The organism is Pedobacter nutrimenti, from assembly GCF_032678445.1.
GTDB classification, from domain to species: Bacteria; Bacteroidota; Bacteroidia; order Sphingobacteriales; family Sphingobacteriaceae; genus Pedobacter; species Pedobacter nutrimenti_A.
This window is the reverse complement of the sequence record NZ_JAVTSQ010000010.1, coordinates 308,465-323,757: the sequence shown is the minus strand read 5'-3', so window position 1 is coordinate 323,757 and position 15,293 is coordinate 308,465. Positions and strand designations below refer to the sequence as shown.

Below are 15,293 nucleotides of genomic sequence, written 5' to 3'. Positions count from 1 at the left end.
TTAATACTTATTGTTTTTCAATTTTATCCCATAATATAACGCAACTAATTCCAATGACCCCAATAGCAGGAGCGCAATCATAAAGGCCTTGATATAACTGGCAGCAAGCGGTAGAACACTAAAGAATAAAGTTCCGATGACTGCGACCCCCAGAGCACTCCCCAGCTGGATAGCAGTACTTACAATCCCTGCTGCCAAACCTGCGGTCGCAACTGGGGTATCTGCCAGCACCAGACGCACGATAACTGGCATCACAACACCATGTCCCACACCCGCACACAATAAAGCTCCATATAAAAGCGGGCCCGGCATAGACTGATACCACAATATTCCTGCAGATCCTATAAATCCAGTACTCAGCAAAGTTAATCCAAGGGTCAGGATATGATCTTTATATGTTCTCACCAGTGCCGCAGCCAGCAAGGGACCTATAAAAAATCCGGCAGCATAAGGCAATACGGCCAACCCTGCCGACAATACGCTCCAATGAAAGCCACTTTGCAAATAAACCGGATAAATCATAAAAAAGGAAGCTGTATTGTTAAAAAGAAAAATAACGGCCAGGCCTGTGACAAATTTCTTATCCTTAAACAGCTTTAAATAAATCAGCGGATCTCTTCCCTCGGCCGTTACACGTTTTTCTGTGCGTATAAACCAAAGCCCAAAAGGCAGGGACATGACCATACAAACGAATACCCAGGCTGGCCAGCCTTCTTCTCTCCCTTTGATCAGCGGATAGATAAATAAGAATAAGGTAATTGAAATGAGGATCACACCGGGTATATCCAACTTAGGTCTTTTTTCAGGTCGGTTTTCAGGGATAAAGACAAAGGCAAGGATAATGGCCAGGATACCGACAGGAACGTTAATCAGGAACACCGTTTCCCAGGTGAGTCCAAATGGCTGCCATTCCAATAACATTCCCCCACAAAGCTGCCCGGCGATAGAAGCCAGTCCGAAGGTGGCGCCAAACATACCCATCGCCTTTGGCTGTTCCAGATCCGGAAAAATTACCCTGATCGAAGAGATGACCTGTGGTGCCAGCATGGCCGCCGCCAATCCCTGTAAAATACGGGCCACAATCAATACCTCCGCATTTGGCGCCATTGCACAAGCAGCGGAGGTCAGTGTAAACAGGCACATTCCGGTTATAAAGATTCGCTTTCTGCCATAAATATCGCCTAAGCGCCCTCCGGTTACAACAAACACCGCATAAGTGGCACCATAGGCAGTAACAATAAACTGAAGTTCAGTGCTATTGGCACGTAACCCCTGCTGCATCGCCGGCAATGCAACGTTGACAATAAAGAAATCCAGTGGGGATAAAAAAGCGCCCATTAACAATACGGCCAATGCCTGCCATCTGGCCGGATAAGGTATTGAAGTATTACTTTCTGACATACAAATTATTTTAGGCCACAAAGAAAGCATGGATGACCGGGATAAAAATTGGACTTTAAAAGGATTATCCTGTACATTTGCAGTCATGTATACCAAGGAAAAAAAGCAGCCTTTTGACTTGTTTCTCCTGGAAACAGATACCTGGAAGCGCCCTGCATTGCAACATGTGTTTGAGCTGGTATACCTGATCTCCGGAACAGGAACGGCAATGATCAATGGCAATACGCATGATTATTCCGAAGGCAAAATCTTCCTGCTCAGTCCGCAAGATAAATACGCATTTGACCTGAAATCCAGAACCCATTTTCTGTTTATCCGCTTCAATGACCTATCCTTTTCTCAATTCAAAAATGAAGTAGAAGAACTCGAATTCTGCGACTGGACAAAGAAAGCACAATACCTTTTTAATAACCTCCATGCTAAAGCAGGATGTGTTTATCGTAATGCTGATGATGAGCAATTTGGAAAAGCGCTGCTCTCGGCAGTCATCAGGGAGTATCAACATAAAGAAGCCGGCTATCTGCTGGTCATCCGCCAGTCTGTTTCTACTTTAGTGAATATTTTAGCCCGGAATGTGTCCTTAACTGAACCATCCAAACTGCAAAAGAAAACGCCTAAAAACGACATTATCCAAATCGTTGCTTATTTACAGCAATACATAACCGAGCCCGAACGCCTCCGGATAAAAGCAATTGCAGAGCATTTTCATTTTTCTCCAAACTATCTTGGCGAGCTTTTCCGCGAACGTACCGGAGAAAGCATTCAGGATTATGTGATCAACTACAGGCTAAAACTCGTAGAAACCAGGCTTGCACATAGCAATATGCGCATTGCTGAAATCGCAGAAGAACTTAACTTTACAGATGAAAGCTATTTATCCAGGTCATTTAAAAAACATCGCGGCATTACCCCCGGTGCTTACCGGAAACAATTATTTCACAGTTATCGATAATTCGTATACTTGACATAAATATACCAATCCTATAATTTTGAAAGAAAAAATGGATAGAAGAACCGCACTAAAGCATTCGGCACTGATTGCCTTGCTTGGAATTATAGATGTTAAAAAACTATTTGCTGCGCCAGCGAACAACAGCGAAATCAGAAGTTTTCATAAATTCAACCTGGGAAAACTGGAACTTAAGGTGGTGACCGATGGACATATTTTGATGAAGCCTGTACAACCTAATTTTGCTCCTGGAATTTCTTCAGCTGTGGTTGAAAAAACACTTGATGCTAATTTTGCCTCAAAATCAGAAGTTGATCTGAGCATCAATATCTTGGTGGTACAATCAGGTAGCCGAACCATATTGATCGATACAGGTTGCGGGGCCAATTTCGGCCAGGATTCTGGATGGCTGATTGAAAATCTTGTCCATGCAGGCATAAAACCTTCGGAAGTTACAGATATTGTAATTTCACATGCGCACCCGGATCATATCGGTGGATTAACGGATAAGGATGGACAGATCACATTTCCGAATGCAAAGGTGCACATGTCCAGGATAGAACATGACTTCTGGATGAATGGCTCACCCGACTTTTCTAAAAGTAAACTTACCGACGAGGCGCTGAAAAAAATGGTTGTTACCATAGCAAGAAAGAACATCACAGCCTTAAAGCCGCAACTTAATTTGCTCGAAGACGGTGCCGAAATACTGGATTGCATCAGGATAAAACTTGCTCCGGGGCATACACCAGGACATTGCGTTGTTCAGGTATTTTCTGGTCAGGAAAGCCTATATCACGTAGCAGACCTGGTGCATTCGCAGGTACTGGTATTCGAGCATCCTGAATGGGGTTTCGAAGGAGATACAGACTTTGATCTCGCCCTCAAATCCAGAAGGAAAGTATTAAACGAACTGGCCATGTCAAGAGCCCTGGTCTTCTCTTATCATCTTCCATGGCCAGGATTGGGACATGTTAGAAAGCAGGGACAAGGTTTTGAATGGATACAGCAACCAGCAGCCCTTCCAGATTAATATCTGGTCAAGGTTAGACTACAGAATTCAGTTCCTGAAAGGCAAATCACTGATCATACAGGGTTCTTTGAGTGCGGATCAGATCGTTGATCCGCAACCCTCTATTTGGCATAGGCCTTAAACTCCACAACTTTCATTGACCGTCCCGAATTTATTGTCACTTTAATATAACGATACTTATTTCCCGGTAAATTCAATCTTGACAATTCTGAAGGACTATCCGGAGAACTCGGCACCGCCGTTGACTGATCTCCCATTTTTATCCATGATTGATGATCATTTGATCCTTCCAAGGTATATTTATACTTTTTTGCTTCCTGCCCCCAATATATTTCGGCCACCTTAATAACCTCAGGCTTTTCAAAATCTATGATAAATGACGAATTGCGCTCATCATTTAATGCTGCCCATTGTGTATCAGAGTTACCATCAGTAATAGCCCGTGGATCACTCCCTGGCGAACTTGCAACCGCCGTCACCGATTTACGAAAAGCCAGGTTATCCCTATTTTGGCCAGATATCTCCCGCACCGGGTTTTCCTGAGGCACAACAATTGGCACATGTTCACTGATAGCCCCCTCTGCCTTTATCAATTCACGGCTGGCCTCCTTTTCTACCATCAGTTTTACCTGAGATGGTTGTGCTCCGGTTTCGTCAAATATAACCAGTGTATTTTCTCCTGATTTGAGCCAGCATTCTGGTATGTATAAACTATTCACCCTTATCTTTTCAGGGTAGCGCCCCAAATTATGCCCATTGATCCACATTGTTCCACGCGAAAGGCCCGCAAAAGTAGCCCGCAAAATAGGATAAGCCCCTAATGTGCCTGGCCTTGCAGTGTTAAATTTAGCCTGAAAGAAACCTGGTAAACCTAATCCATTGTCAACATTTTGCCAGGAAGCATTTTCTGGTTTCACCGATGATGCTCCCCCATGCATTTTCCAATTATTCAGAAGAGTTGAGCCCCCATTTATCGCTAAGTTAACATCACCTAAAATACCTTTGCTGCTCCTGTCGTTTAATGTACCTAAATAATCATATTGTTTGTCTCTCCCTGAATGCGAAACAAAAACGGCAATAGTGTTTTTACCGGCAACAAATGCCGCACTAAATACACCATTTATGTTTTTTGCCAGATGGCCGTTTACATACACATCAGCGTCATCACTGAACTTAAATTTAAGTTCACCTGTTCCCGCAGCTGGTGCATTAAATACGGTACGATACCAGGCAAATGCGCTGATATCGCCATCAGCTCCCATCTCTAAAGGTTTTACCGATGACATCCACTTGCTATCGTCAAATGAAGTCATGGCTTCTGCAGCGGGTGCCATTTGCCATTTACCCAACACAGGCGCAGGTGCATCGTCAAGCTTTAAATTCTCTTTTACCGCTAAGTTCCAGCTTTTATTTTTGGCACCATACACAGCTATCCTTTGAGGTGATGAAGTGCCATAAGGGCGCTCAACAATCACGGATATTTTTCCATCCTCTGATTTATTCAGTTCTTTTACATAGGCCGGGCCAAAAACAACATTTTGTTCATTGGGTTCTCCGATGAGCCAGGTATATAGAGACAAATCATGATTTATGGCCAGCAGGCGAAGACTTTCTCCTGCTTGTCCAATATTTAGCTCTTCAACCCCGTTTTTCGGTATCGTGACCAGCAATTCAACACTTCCCTTTTTTATGACAGATTTAAATGCCTTGGATGCATTGATCAGTTTAGCATCAGGCTTCAGTGACAAAGAAACCTTACCGGTCTGTCCGGGTTCACCATAGATGATCGCAGTCGCTATATTGGTATGATGAGCCACTGCAAGTATCGGCAAACTGGATGTCTTAATTTTAATATGATCAGAAACCTTCGCATCAACCGGGATAGGGTAAGTAGTGTAACACGGTATTCTTAGCGTTTCGCCCCCAGTAAATTTAGCCACTGCCTCATTCTGTGTTTTATTTCTGATATATAAAATTGTTCCATCAGCACTTTGCGGTGCGCCTAACACCTCTATTCCTTCACCAGAAACCATATTTTTTAATGAACTGCCCGCATCAACAGCGTTACCAATAATGTTTGGAAAACTCTGCGCAAGTTGGTTAGCACGTTTCATCCGGTAATACATCAACCTCAAATCACCTGTCTGCCCAATGGCTGTACCATAATCATAACTTGCAGCAGTACTGGCGTCATTCCATGTTTCAAAATTTGTACCGCCGTGAATCATATAAAAATTATACCCGCCAGCCGCGTGCGCTTGTATTGACCATGTCGTTTGATCAATGTTCCTTATCCGTTTGTCCGAAAGTGTTCTGTAAGCGTCAAACCACCCCGCCCAGAATTCAGTAGTGAACCAGGGGTTCGTTCTTGTCGTCGTATTGATATCGCCAACTGCCGGTGGGCCGCCGTGGTGCAAACCGCTAAAAAAGTACGGAACCTCAATATGATATTTAATGGCTTGCTGCTTCAGATGAGAAAAGTAGGGATCATCATTTACAACACCCCATCCATTAGGGTGTTCATTTTCAAGTTGCACCATTAAAACATTTCCACCACGGTTAATCTGGTGCTTCGCCACGATTGGCAATATTTTATCGTACCAATGATCATTGAGTTTTAAATACCCCTCATCACTCGTGCGGGTAAGAAAAGGAGGTTTAAATTTAAGCCATACCGGGTAGCCACCAAAGTCCCATTCTGCACAAACATATGGACCAACACGAACTATGGCATACAAACCCAATTTCTGCGCGGTACCCAAAAAACCTTCAAAATCTTTTTCACCTGTAAAATCCCAGGCATTTTCCTGTGGCTCATGATAATTCCAAAATGCATAGCTTTCTACAGCGTCAAATCCAGCCCGCTTTATCCGCATTAATCGATCTTCCCACAATGCCGATGGCACCCTGGGATAATGAATAGTTCCTGACTTCAAAAAGGTATGTTTACCTTTAATCATAAAGCCCTTTCCATCCATATCAATGAACGGCTTGGCCACATCTGCACTGGGATACATCAGATCATTCTGGGTCACTTTAGGCTTTTCCTGCGCCATGGCAACATTCAATACCGAGGATAAACACAACAAGAGAATTAATTGTCTATACATTTACTTATTTTATTTACGATCTTTTTATTAATAATAACCTGATTAATCAGGACAGTTCCTGAGATACAATTTAATCGCCGTCGGTGTACGGGAAGGCGTTGATTGATAGCAGTTTTTTATCAAGACGGAAACAAAACTAGTAAATCTAAATCGATATAATAAATCGATTTAGACATATGAAAAAACCATTTAACATCTAGCCAATTCAGCTTACTCATCACCAGGCATCCTACGCTTGCCCACACGATGCAAGAATTGAGTTTCCACAAAAAAAATGCATAATGAACGCATCATTTAGGCCTACAAATCTGCCTGATGTCTATTGAAGTTGCCGGGTGTAACACCCGTATAATACAAAAAGCTACGGTGAAAATGACTCTGATCATAAAAGCCAGCTTCCAGCGCTGCATCAACAATAGGATATCCATTATTGATCATCTTTCTTGCTTTTTCAATTCTCAGAATCGTTAAATAAGTATTCGGAGTTACCCCTATATGCTGTTTGAACTGTCTAATCAGTTGATATTTATCTGTATGATAAATTTTGGCTAAATTTTCCAAACCAAGTTTTTGATTGAATTGTTCATATAAATGCTGCTTTATGGCTTCCATCTTTTCGGGCAGGCCAGAATCGATATCCTTATTCGTTTGAATGACTTTGCTCGATAATTGACGTACAAAATCTGCAAGTAATGCCTCATCTGGCATAAGTTTATTTGCATGAATGCGGATATATTGTTTAAATAACGGCCTGTTCTGTATGACAATGGGATCATCACTCATTCTCTTCATTGCAGTGTCTTTCAACAGGTGTTTTATGAAGTCGGTATGGAGATAAAGACTTTTGAAGCTCCAGCCCAGATCAGCTATCGGGTAATGGGCGTGCAGCAAATGCGGTTGGATAAGGAAAATGGAATAAGGCTCAACCACAAGGCTCTTACCCTGGATCTCAAACTTCTGAATTCCTTTAACAGATACACCAATAGTATACTCTTCATGAAAATGATCAGGAAAACTGTGCGTAAAATTATCAGCACTAGTAAAACTAATATTATCTAAACACAAATTTCTCCAGCTATTGATCATATAACCTTTCTTTTTTAGGAGTCAACAAGTATAACCATTTTCACAAACACTAGATGGTAAAATATTCTTCATCTGTCACCTCTCCTATCACAATTCCTTCATCTTTTTCCATTTGGATTGCCAAATGAGAAAACATGCTTTCAGGCGTCGCCCCATGCCAGTGTTCTTCGCCGGGATAAATCACCACTACATCTCCTGGTTGCATCAGTTGTTTGATTTCATTGCGTTTTTGTACATAGCCAGTACCTTTTTCAGCCATTAAAATCTGTATTGTAGGATGATGATGCCAGTGTGTTATAGCTCCAGGTTCAAATGTGACACTGGATAAAGTACAGCCTACATTAGATTCATTAATAAGACGGTTAATCCATGCGCTTCCCTTAATGTATTTCTGGGGAGCTGGTAAAGTAAGGATTTCTTTGTTATCTATCTTTTTCATCTATAGCTTAATTTATCATTTGTGCTTTCCCACAACCGAATGACCAATTTTCCCATGACGTTTCGTTTAAAACTATGATGATATCATTGGAACGCACTTGGGTTCGTTCACTTACTTTCTGTGAAATAACCGAATACAGTGATTTCTTCATCTCTACAGTGCGACCGGAGCCGCAAATGATCTGAACATATACCAGGTCAGAAGAATGAGAAATGCCTAAATAGGAATCAGGAAAAAGGAGGTTCTCTGGCGATACCGGATGAATGACCTGAAAATAATCATCTTTAGGGATGTTAAATACTTCTATAAGACTTTCATGTACAGAAAGAGATATTGTGTTTTTTAATTCCCTGGAATAACGCTCAGGTAAGTAGATATTTACAAATGGCATAATCTTTTTTTATATTCAACAAAATTAGTCGCTAAAAATATTCTGGTCTTGTAAAATATTGCGCTATAAACTAGCATCATTATGAGCCATAAAACCCAACCCTAATTCACCCTTTTCCTTTCCTCCTCACTTGCTGTAGCCCTTTGTCTTGCTGCTGCTACACTTTTACCTAACTTATAAGAAAAACTTAGCGTAAATGTGCGTGTATCATTTCTCTGATAAATCCCGTTATTCTGCCCCTCATTCTGAATGGAAATCCGGTATGGATTACTGTAAAGCAAATCAGCAGCGCTGAATTTTAGGGTTCCCTGTTTATTGAACACCTGTTTACTAATCCCGGCACTTATATCATAGGTTTTAGCAACCAACAAGGTTCCTTGCTGTATTGCACTATTATACCAGGCACTTAACTCTGCTTTCAATCCACTGTTTTTATCGATGGTAAAGGCGTGATCCGTTCTGAGATAAAAATAAAACTGGCGGTAATTGTATGTATTTCCTGGTTGATCAGAGCTTTGACTTCTAAAATATCCCTGTGCTGTATTATTAATTTCCCACCACGCCGCCGGATGATGAACTGAAGACAGTTCAGTTCCGAGATCTTTGATACTACCGATATTTTGCTGTGTATTATAAAAAGTTCTGTTCACATTATCCTGAACAGTCACATTACTTGCCAGATCGTCAATTTGGGTGTATACCGCAGCGAAAGTATAATTCTGATGCAAAGTATAACTCAACTGAAGGCTATTGATCACGGCTGGCCTCAGGAATGGATTGCCGCTTGCATAATTATACGGAGATAAATAATTTTTTGCAGGATTCAACTGTCTGTAATCCGGCCTTTCTATCCTTTTGGAGTAATTAAAACCAAACTCATCGTTTTCTGAAGCTTTATACGTCACAAATACAGTAGGAAATATTCGCAAATACTTATTTACGTTGATAGAATCCAGAGAAAGCGATACACCTTTGGTTGTTGTATATTCCGCACGTATCCCTCCTTTAAAATTCCAGCGGCCAAATGTGCCACTTATACTGGTATAACCAGCGCCCGTATTTTCAGTATACCTGAACTGGTTACTTCTGGACGGATCAAATACAGGAACAGTTCCTGCTGTATTATAAAATTCAAACTGGTTTTCGCTCACCGTACTTGTATATTTAAGCCCGGATTCCAGCGACCATCTTTTACCCACTTTGTAAGTATAGTCTATCTTCCCTGACCAGATATTTATCTTTTGAGTAGAGGGGAAAAATGTATGATAGGGAGCGGAACCTAAACCCCCATCAGGCAGATAAGTGAAATTACTCAGCTGTACATTATCGCTCCTGGTATAAGGAACATAATCCAGATCTATATTCAGGCTCCTGCCTGAACTATCCAGCTTTGCTTTATAATTCAGGTTAAAACTATATTGATTGGTATATCCGCTATTAACGCTGTTGGTGTTCAGTACAGAATCAGGATTCACATGATAATTATTGTAAATATGAGTTGTCGTCGTATTGCTGCCATGAGTTACAGCATTGTCACCGGTAACCAGCACACCAATTACCTGGTTATCAGAAAAATTATAATCTGCACCAGCAGAATAGTTATGTGCTTTTGTCCTGGAAATATTGATTCTGTTCATATCCCAGTACGCATAAGAAGATGGCCCTTGAAAAATAGTATACTGACTTAAATCACGTTTAATGTCCCGGTCACCATAACTATAGGCACCAAAAATATTCAGCTTTTTTTTGCGGTAATTAAATGTTCCACTGCCCATGTATCTGTTTAATTGTCCACGGGTGTAACCACCACTCAAACCCACATTAAATCCATCTGATTTTATCTTCTTTGAAATAATCTCAATCACTGCACCGCCCTGTGCTTCATATTTGGAAGAGGGATTAGACATGACCTCTATCTTTGAAATATTATCCGAGGGAATGCTTTGCAAATAAGCGGCAAGATCGTCTCCGGATAACCTTACCGGTTTACCATCCATATAGACCGTAACACCTTTATTATTCGCTGTGACCCCTCCATCATTGGTGGTCTTTACCCCCGGCGCTTTACCTAAAGCATCCCAGGCAGTACCACCGCTGGCCATAATGCTCTTTTCTACATTGAATACAACACGATCTGTTTTCCGTTCAATAGTAGGTTTAGTAAAAGTAACCTCAACCTCTACCAGCTGCCTGCTCTCATTCAGCATCACCAGGCTAAGACTATCTTTTGGTAAATTAAAAGTACGAACTATAGACTTATACCCCAACAATGAAGCGGAAAGCTGATAAGGTGCCTGGTTCAGACCAGTCAGTATAAATTTACCCTGATCAGCCAGCTGACTGCTGATCACCTGTCCATGCTGTGAAATTGTTATTGTGGCAGCATCCAGTGGTTTTCCTTGTTCATCACGAACAATTCCGCTTAATTTTTGCTGAGCGGAAAGTTGAAAAGGAAAGAAAATCAATAAAATATAAACTAAATTTTTCATCTCTTTTAAATTATACCACAAACCTACCTTGCCGCTTCCTAAACGGGAGTTAAGTTGAGTTAAATAGAGTTAAATCGTATCTTAACCTGATCTTAGCAGATAAATTATGAGGAACTTTACCTTATGAAATGGCTCAAAGCAAAATATACGTATGTATTGATCGTACTTTCTCTGTTGGTGAGCACCGGCCTTCAGGTGGTATGGCTGCAGCAGCTTTTTGAAGCGCAGCAAAAACAATTCAAAGATGAAATAGAAAGTCTGGTCAGTAAAACTGCACAAGCCAATTTGTATTACAGCATCACTAAATTTAAGGATCCAGGCAATCTTTCGCTGGCTAAACAACTCTTTCTCTCCCCGCAATGGGAACAACTGCGTCTGGCATTTGACAACATGAAAATCCAGGGTATACGTACTTCGAGCAGAATCATTGTAGATAATGACAGCACTGCGGTAATCCTGGGCTTGAGTGTAAAAAATAATCCTTCTAAAAAACGAGCAAAACCGGTGGTCATTGGTTCAGAAAGCAGTCCGGAGGAACTGAGATTAAGGGATAGCCTGTCTCTGATAGAAATGATAAAAAATGTAAACGCTGCTTTAAAAAAAATAGGGATTAATTCCAGATCTTATTATAATATTTATGCTCAGGACAGTACAAAGGCGTTTCAAAGCAATGTTCCGGCAGGATTTAAACCTGCATTTACCACCAGAAGTTATCTCTACAATATTCAGAACATCAATAGATATCAACTGAACCTGGCCTCGGTGAATGCAGTCGTATGGTATAGAATGCGGTACTATTTAGTCTCTTCTATTCTCATGGTGATACTCACCTGCGCCGCTTTTTATTTTATACTTAAACTGTTGCGGAGTCAGAACTTATATGCAGCAGCGAAAGCTGATTTCACCAGTAACATGACTCATGAGCTCAAAACGCCTATTGCAACCGTGCTATTGGCCATGGAATCTATCAAAAAATATAAGCTGATCAATCATCCGGAAACCCTGCAACACTACCTTGACATTAGTCAGCACGAAATGCAGAGATTAGATCTGATGGTTGAAAAAGCATTGAATGTCAGTAGCGGAAGTGAAGCAGATCAACCACTTAAACTGGAATTATATGATGTGCAATCTGGTTTACAGCAGGTGATCAATTCTATGCACCTGCGGTTGCAGAACAGCGATGCAAAGATCTCTTTCAACCTTTTAGAAGAACCTTGTTTTATTTATGCAGACCCCTTACATCTGACCAATATATTTTATAACCTCATTGACAATGCCTTTAAATACTCCGGGAAGAAGCTACTTTTGGAAGTCAGTTGTAAATATGATTCCGAAAAAGTAATACTGACTTTCAAAGATAACGGGCCTGGCATTGACAAAATCTATCATAAAAAGATCTTTGAAAGGTTCTTCAGAGTTCCGACACAAGGTGACACACATGACATCAAAGGATCAGGTTTAGAACTGCATTATGTAAAACAAATCGTAGAAAAACATAACGGGACGATCAAAATTAAAAGTGAACCCGGACATGGAACCAGTTTTATCATCACTTTCCCAATAGCATTATGAGTTTTAAAGTATTATATGTAGAGGACGAGCCTTTTTTATCACACATTGTTAGCGACGGATTAAAAAGCAGTGGTTATACCGTTCAGACAGTTGCAGACGGTAACCTGGTCATGGATGCTTATTTTTCTTTACATCCTGACATCTGTATTCTGGACATTATGCTGCCCTCCAAAGACGGTTACACGCTAGCGAAAGAATTAAGAAAGGCACAGGCAGACCTGCCTATTATCTTTTTAAGTGCAAAACTGCTGCCTGAGGATGTGGTGAAAGGCTTTAAATCAGGTGGTAATGACTACCTCAAGAAACCATTCAGCATGGATGAATTACTGGTACGGATGGAAGCTTTATTACAGCGTTTTGGTAAAGATGTAATCGGACAGGAAACCGAAAACAGTAAAATTTATTCTTTTGCAAACTGCCAGCTTGATACCGTGCAGCAAAAACTAACAACTTCATCTGCTGCACATCCTCTTTCCTTTAAAGAATGTGCTTTACTGGAAATGATGATCCTACGTAAGAATGATGTATTGGAGCGTCAGGAAGCGCTGATCAAAATCTGGGGAGATGACAATTATTACAATACCAGAAGTATGGATGTGTTTATGACACATTTAAGAAAGTTACTGAAGGATGAACCCGGCATTCAAATCATGAACTTAAGAAGTATTGGTTACAAACTGATCTGCTAACTTTCTCCAGATCAGTTTCAATATTTGAACAAGCATAGGCTTAAACAATTTTAAACTAAAGCTGTTAGAGAGTATACAAGTTATAGATTTGTATACCCTTTTTTTTACCTTACATCTAAGTTTTAACGGAAATACTATGAAGAATTATTGCTTTTTGTTGCTGAGTCTATTGATGTTTTCTTGTTCCCAAAAGAAAGCGGGTTCAACTGTTATTAAAAATAAACCGGGCTTAGATTTAGAAAAAATTGATTTCAACGAAAATCCTTTAGAAATTTTAAAATCGAAAATAGATAGCAGCGTGAATAATCAGGAAGAAATTGTTAAAAAGGGTTATTCTGCACTCTTTGATTACCCTCTTGGCTATAAGTTTGATCCCTGGAATGGTAAAGATTCATTTTATGGAAAGGCTTATTACAGTGAAATAACAGATAGCATTGCTTACTATAAGAATATAAACTTTAATAGAATTGCTTTTCTAACGCATAAAAATAAAACAGTGGCTGTTTTAGGCAATGCAGAAATGAAATCAGATACAGTCTACAATGATCTGATTAAACAACTCACCAAACAATACGGCACGCCGAGTTTTAGACCAGCGACTACGATGGATGTTTTTTATGAATGGACCACTAAAGACAGATATATTCAAATTGATTATTCTAAAGGAATGTCAATGTTGGCCATGTCAGGTAAAGCCACAGAAATGAAGGAGACTTTTAATCTGGAAATGCTCATTTTTAATAAAGATGCAGCAAAAGCCATTCAGGAAATCCAGCAAAGCAATTACGCAAAAACAAAGAACTATAAAATAATGGATGGTGATTTCAAATTGTACAAAGGCGATCCTTCAAAAAATATAGTTTTAGCCGACAGCTTGTTGAACGAAAAATTCAAGAAATAACCAGTTGCAAAACTCCATTTACATATAAAATATAGTTAACTTTGATAGTATCATATGATACTATCAACATGCATTATATAAAGCCTCTATATAGCATTAACAGTGAAATACTCAACTTGTTAAATGTAAAAAAAATTTGCTTTTAATGGATTGTTTATCAAAAATCGGATATTGTTACTATGAAAACTATTCGAAAAACCGTCTTGATAAATACCACAACGCAGGCGGTTTGGGACACACTTACTACGCCTTTGTTAATCCAGCAATGGACACACGATACCCCTATTGACATACAAACGAACTGGGAAGTCGGTAGCTCCTTGATCATGAGCGGAGACCTGCATGGCATTCCGTTCAGTAACTCTGGTAAGATCCTGGCATTTGAGCCAAATACCAAACTCAGTTATAGCTTTTTAAGCTCCCTATCTAATTTACCCGACATCGTAGAAAGTCACTGTATCCTGGAATTTAACCTTATGCCAGAAGATCATAAAACCAGATTAGACTTTACGATCAGGAACTTCCCTGATCAGGTAATCCGCAAACATCTGGAACTATACTGGGGTCCAACCCTTGAACTCATCAGAAAAAATGCAGAAAATTATGGATATAAACCAAATTCGTAAAGACACACCAGACACAACAAACCTGGTACATTTAAATAATGCCGGCGCTTCCCTGTGTCCTATACAAGTCACCACGGCTATTCGTGATTATATCATGACTAAAGGATCAGCTATAATAGATTTCGCTGAAAAAGATATTGAGTGGGTGGTTCGCGTTTCTCCACACTACTATAATACAGAAAATGAGATTGACCGTTTTATTGAAGTCTTAAAAACATTGTAACATCATCATGGCAACTGATCAAAAATACGTAGACTATATCATCGACCAGATACACCACCCTGCGGGGATCACCTATAAAAAAATGTTCGGCGAATATGGCCTGTATGCCGGAGTCAGGATCTTTGCTTTAGTTTGTGATAACCGGTTGTTAATTAAACCCACGGAAGCGGGCCAGGCATTTATCGGAAAACCCAACTTAGCTTCTCCCTATCCCGGAGCGAAATCGCACTTTTTAATACAGGAGGAATTGGAAGATCACGACTGGATCTCCAACCTGGTAAAAGTTACAGTCAATGAACTCCCTGATCCCAAGCCGAAAAAACCCAGGAAAAAGAATTAATGACATACAGCGAAATTACTTTGATATCTTTCGGTCTGAGG

14 protein-coding genes are annotated in these 15,293 nt (G+C 40.3%); 8 read left to right on the top strand and 6 right to left on the bottom strand.

Translation table 11 applies throughout. The features are described 5' to 3' along the window. Window positions 1–1,401, bottom strand: a complete 1,401-nt coding sequence (locus R2S08_RS19770; RefSeq protein ID WP_316836747.1) for an MFS transporter — start codon at window positions 1,399–1,401, stop codon at window positions 1–3. A 28-nt stretch (window positions 1,402–1,429) separates the two neighbouring features. Between R2S08_RS19770 and R2S08_RS19765 the strand changes: the two genes are divergently transcribed. After that, window positions 1,430–2,353 (top strand): AraC family transcriptional regulator, encoded by a 924-nt coding sequence (locus R2S08_RS19765; RefSeq protein WP_316836746.1) that lies wholly within the window; start codon window positions 1,430–1,432, stop codon window positions 2,351–2,353. Between the two features lie 49 nt (window positions 2,354–2,402). Beyond that, window positions 2,403–3,383: an MBL fold metallo-hydrolase gene (locus R2S08_RS19760; RefSeq protein WP_133782902.1), complete on the top strand. Its 981-nt coding sequence runs from the start codon at window positions 2,403–2,405 to the stop codon at window positions 3,381–3,383. 101 nt (window positions 3,384–3,484) lie between these two features. On the opposite strand, the gene R2S08_RS19755 is transcribed toward R2S08_RS19760, so the two are convergent. The 5 genes from R2S08_RS19755 to R2S08_RS19735 form a co-directional block, all read right to left on the bottom strand. Further along, the gene (locus R2S08_RS19755) at window positions 3,485–6,493 is read right to left on the bottom strand and encodes a beta-galactosidase (RefSeq protein ID WP_316836745.1); all 3,009 of its coding nucleotides are present in this window, start codon (window positions 6,491–6,493) and stop codon (window positions 3,485–3,487) included. Between the two features lie 300 nt (window positions 6,494–6,793). Next, window positions 6,794–7,579, bottom strand: a complete 786-nt coding sequence (locus tag R2S08_RS19750; RefSeq protein WP_316836744.1) for an AraC family transcriptional regulator — start codon at window positions 7,577–7,579, stop codon at window positions 6,794–6,796. A gap of 49 nt (window positions 7,580–7,628) precedes the next feature. After that, window positions 7,629–8,018, bottom strand: coding sequence for a cupin domain-containing protein (locus tag R2S08_RS19745; protein WP_316836743.1), 390 nt, complete (start codon window positions 8,016–8,018; stop codon window positions 7,629–7,631). Between the two features lie 7 nt (window positions 8,019–8,025). After that, entirely contained in the window at window positions 8,026–8,409 is a 384-nt protein-coding gene (locus R2S08_RS19740) for a tautomerase family protein (protein WP_316836742.1), read from the bottom strand. A gap of 101 nt (window positions 8,410–8,510) precedes the next feature. After that, window positions 8,511–10,898 (bottom strand): TonB-dependent receptor, encoded by a 2,388-nt coding sequence (locus R2S08_RS19735; RefSeq protein WP_316836741.1) that lies wholly within the window; start codon window positions 10,896–10,898, stop codon window positions 8,511–8,513. A 123-nt stretch (window positions 10,899–11,021) separates the two neighbouring features. On the opposite strand from R2S08_RS19735, the gene R2S08_RS19730 reads away from it, so the two are divergent. From R2S08_RS19730 to R2S08_RS19705, 6 genes are all read left to right on the top strand, one after another. Next, a complete protein-coding gene (locus R2S08_RS19730; protein WP_316836740.1) occupies window positions 11,022–12,473 on the top strand; it encodes a HAMP domain-containing sensor histidine kinase in 1,452 nt (483 codons plus the stop codon). Next, the gene (locus R2S08_RS19725) at window positions 12,470–13,162 is read left to right on the top strand and encodes a response regulator transcription factor (protein WP_316836739.1); all 693 of its coding nucleotides are present in this window, start codon (window positions 12,470–12,472) and stop codon (window positions 13,160–13,162) included. Before R2S08_RS19730 ends, R2S08_RS19725 begins: the two co-directional genes overlap by 4 nt. 136 nt (window positions 13,163–13,298) lie before the next feature. Further along, window positions 13,299–14,063, top strand: a complete 765-nt coding sequence (locus R2S08_RS19720; protein ID WP_316836738.1) for a hypothetical protein — start codon at window positions 13,299–13,301, stop codon at window positions 14,061–14,063. Window positions 14,064–14,242: 179 nt separating this feature from the next. Next, a complete protein-coding gene (locus tag R2S08_RS19715; RefSeq protein ID WP_316836737.1) occupies window positions 14,243–14,689 on the top strand; it encodes an SRPBCC domain-containing protein in 447 nt (148 codons plus the stop codon). Then, the gene (locus R2S08_RS19710) at window positions 14,667–14,912 is read left to right on the top strand and encodes a hypothetical protein (RefSeq protein ID WP_316836736.1); all 246 of its coding nucleotides are present in this window, start codon (window positions 14,667–14,669) and stop codon (window positions 14,910–14,912) included. The genes R2S08_RS19715 and R2S08_RS19710 overlap by 23 nt, the downstream gene beginning before the upstream one ends. A 7-nt stretch (window positions 14,913–14,919) precedes the next feature. Then, window positions 14,920–15,252: a TfoX/Sxy family protein gene (locus tag R2S08_RS19705; protein ID WP_316836735.1), complete on the top strand. Its 333-nt coding sequence runs from the start codon at window positions 14,920–14,922 to the stop codon at window positions 15,250–15,252. The last annotated feature ends 41 nt before the right edge of the window (window positions 15,253–15,293 follow it).

Excerpts from the sequence above, each read along its gene's own strand:
- R2S08_RS19770 (WP_316836747.1), bottom strand. The coding sequence starts at position 1,401 with ATGTCAGAAAGTAATACTTCAATACCTTATCCGGCCAGATGGCAGGCA.
- R2S08_RS19765 (WP_316836746.1), top strand. The coding sequence starts at position 1,430 with ATGGATGACCGGGATAAAAATTGGACTTTAAAAGGATTATCCTGTACA.
- R2S08_RS19760 (WP_133782902.1), top strand. The coding sequence starts at position 2,403 with ATGGATAGAAGAACCGCACTAAAGCATTCGGCACTGATTGCCTTGCTT.
- R2S08_RS19755 (WP_316836745.1), bottom strand. The coding sequence starts at position 6,493 with ATGTATAGACAATTAATTCTCTTGTTGTGTTTATCCTCGGTATTGAAT.
- R2S08_RS19750 (WP_316836744.1), bottom strand. The coding sequence starts at position 7,579 with ATGATCAATAGCTGGAGAAATTTGTGTTTAGATAATATTAGTTTTACT.
- R2S08_RS19745 (WP_316836743.1), bottom strand. The coding sequence starts at position 8,018 with ATGAAAAAGATAGATAACAAAGAAATCCTTACTTTACCAGCTCCCCAG.
- R2S08_RS19740 (WP_316836742.1), bottom strand. The coding sequence starts at position 8,409 with ATGCCATTTGTAAATATCTACTTACCTGAGCGTTATTCCAGGGAATTA.
- R2S08_RS19735 (WP_316836741.1), bottom strand. The coding sequence starts at position 10,898 with ATGAAAAATTTAGTTTATATTTTATTGATTTTCTTTCCTTTTCAACTT.
- R2S08_RS19730 (WP_316836740.1), top strand. The coding sequence starts at position 11,022 with ATGAAATGGCTCAAAGCAAAATATACGTATGTATTGATCGTACTTTCT.
- R2S08_RS19725 (WP_316836739.1), top strand. The coding sequence starts at position 12,470 with ATGAGTTTTAAAGTATTATATGTAGAGGACGAGCCTTTTTTATCACAC.
- R2S08_RS19720 (WP_316836738.1), top strand. The coding sequence starts at position 13,299 with ATGAAGAATTATTGCTTTTTGTTGCTGAGTCTATTGATGTTTTCTTGT.
- R2S08_RS19715 (WP_316836737.1), top strand. The coding sequence starts at position 14,243 with ATGAAAACTATTCGAAAAACCGTCTTGATAAATACCACAACGCAGGCG.
- R2S08_RS19710 (WP_316836736.1), top strand. The coding sequence starts at position 14,667 with ATGGATATAAACCAAATTCGTAAAGACACACCAGACACAACAAACCTG.
- R2S08_RS19705 (WP_316836735.1), top strand. The coding sequence starts at position 14,920 with ATGGCAACTGATCAAAAATACGTAGACTATATCATCGACCAGATACAC.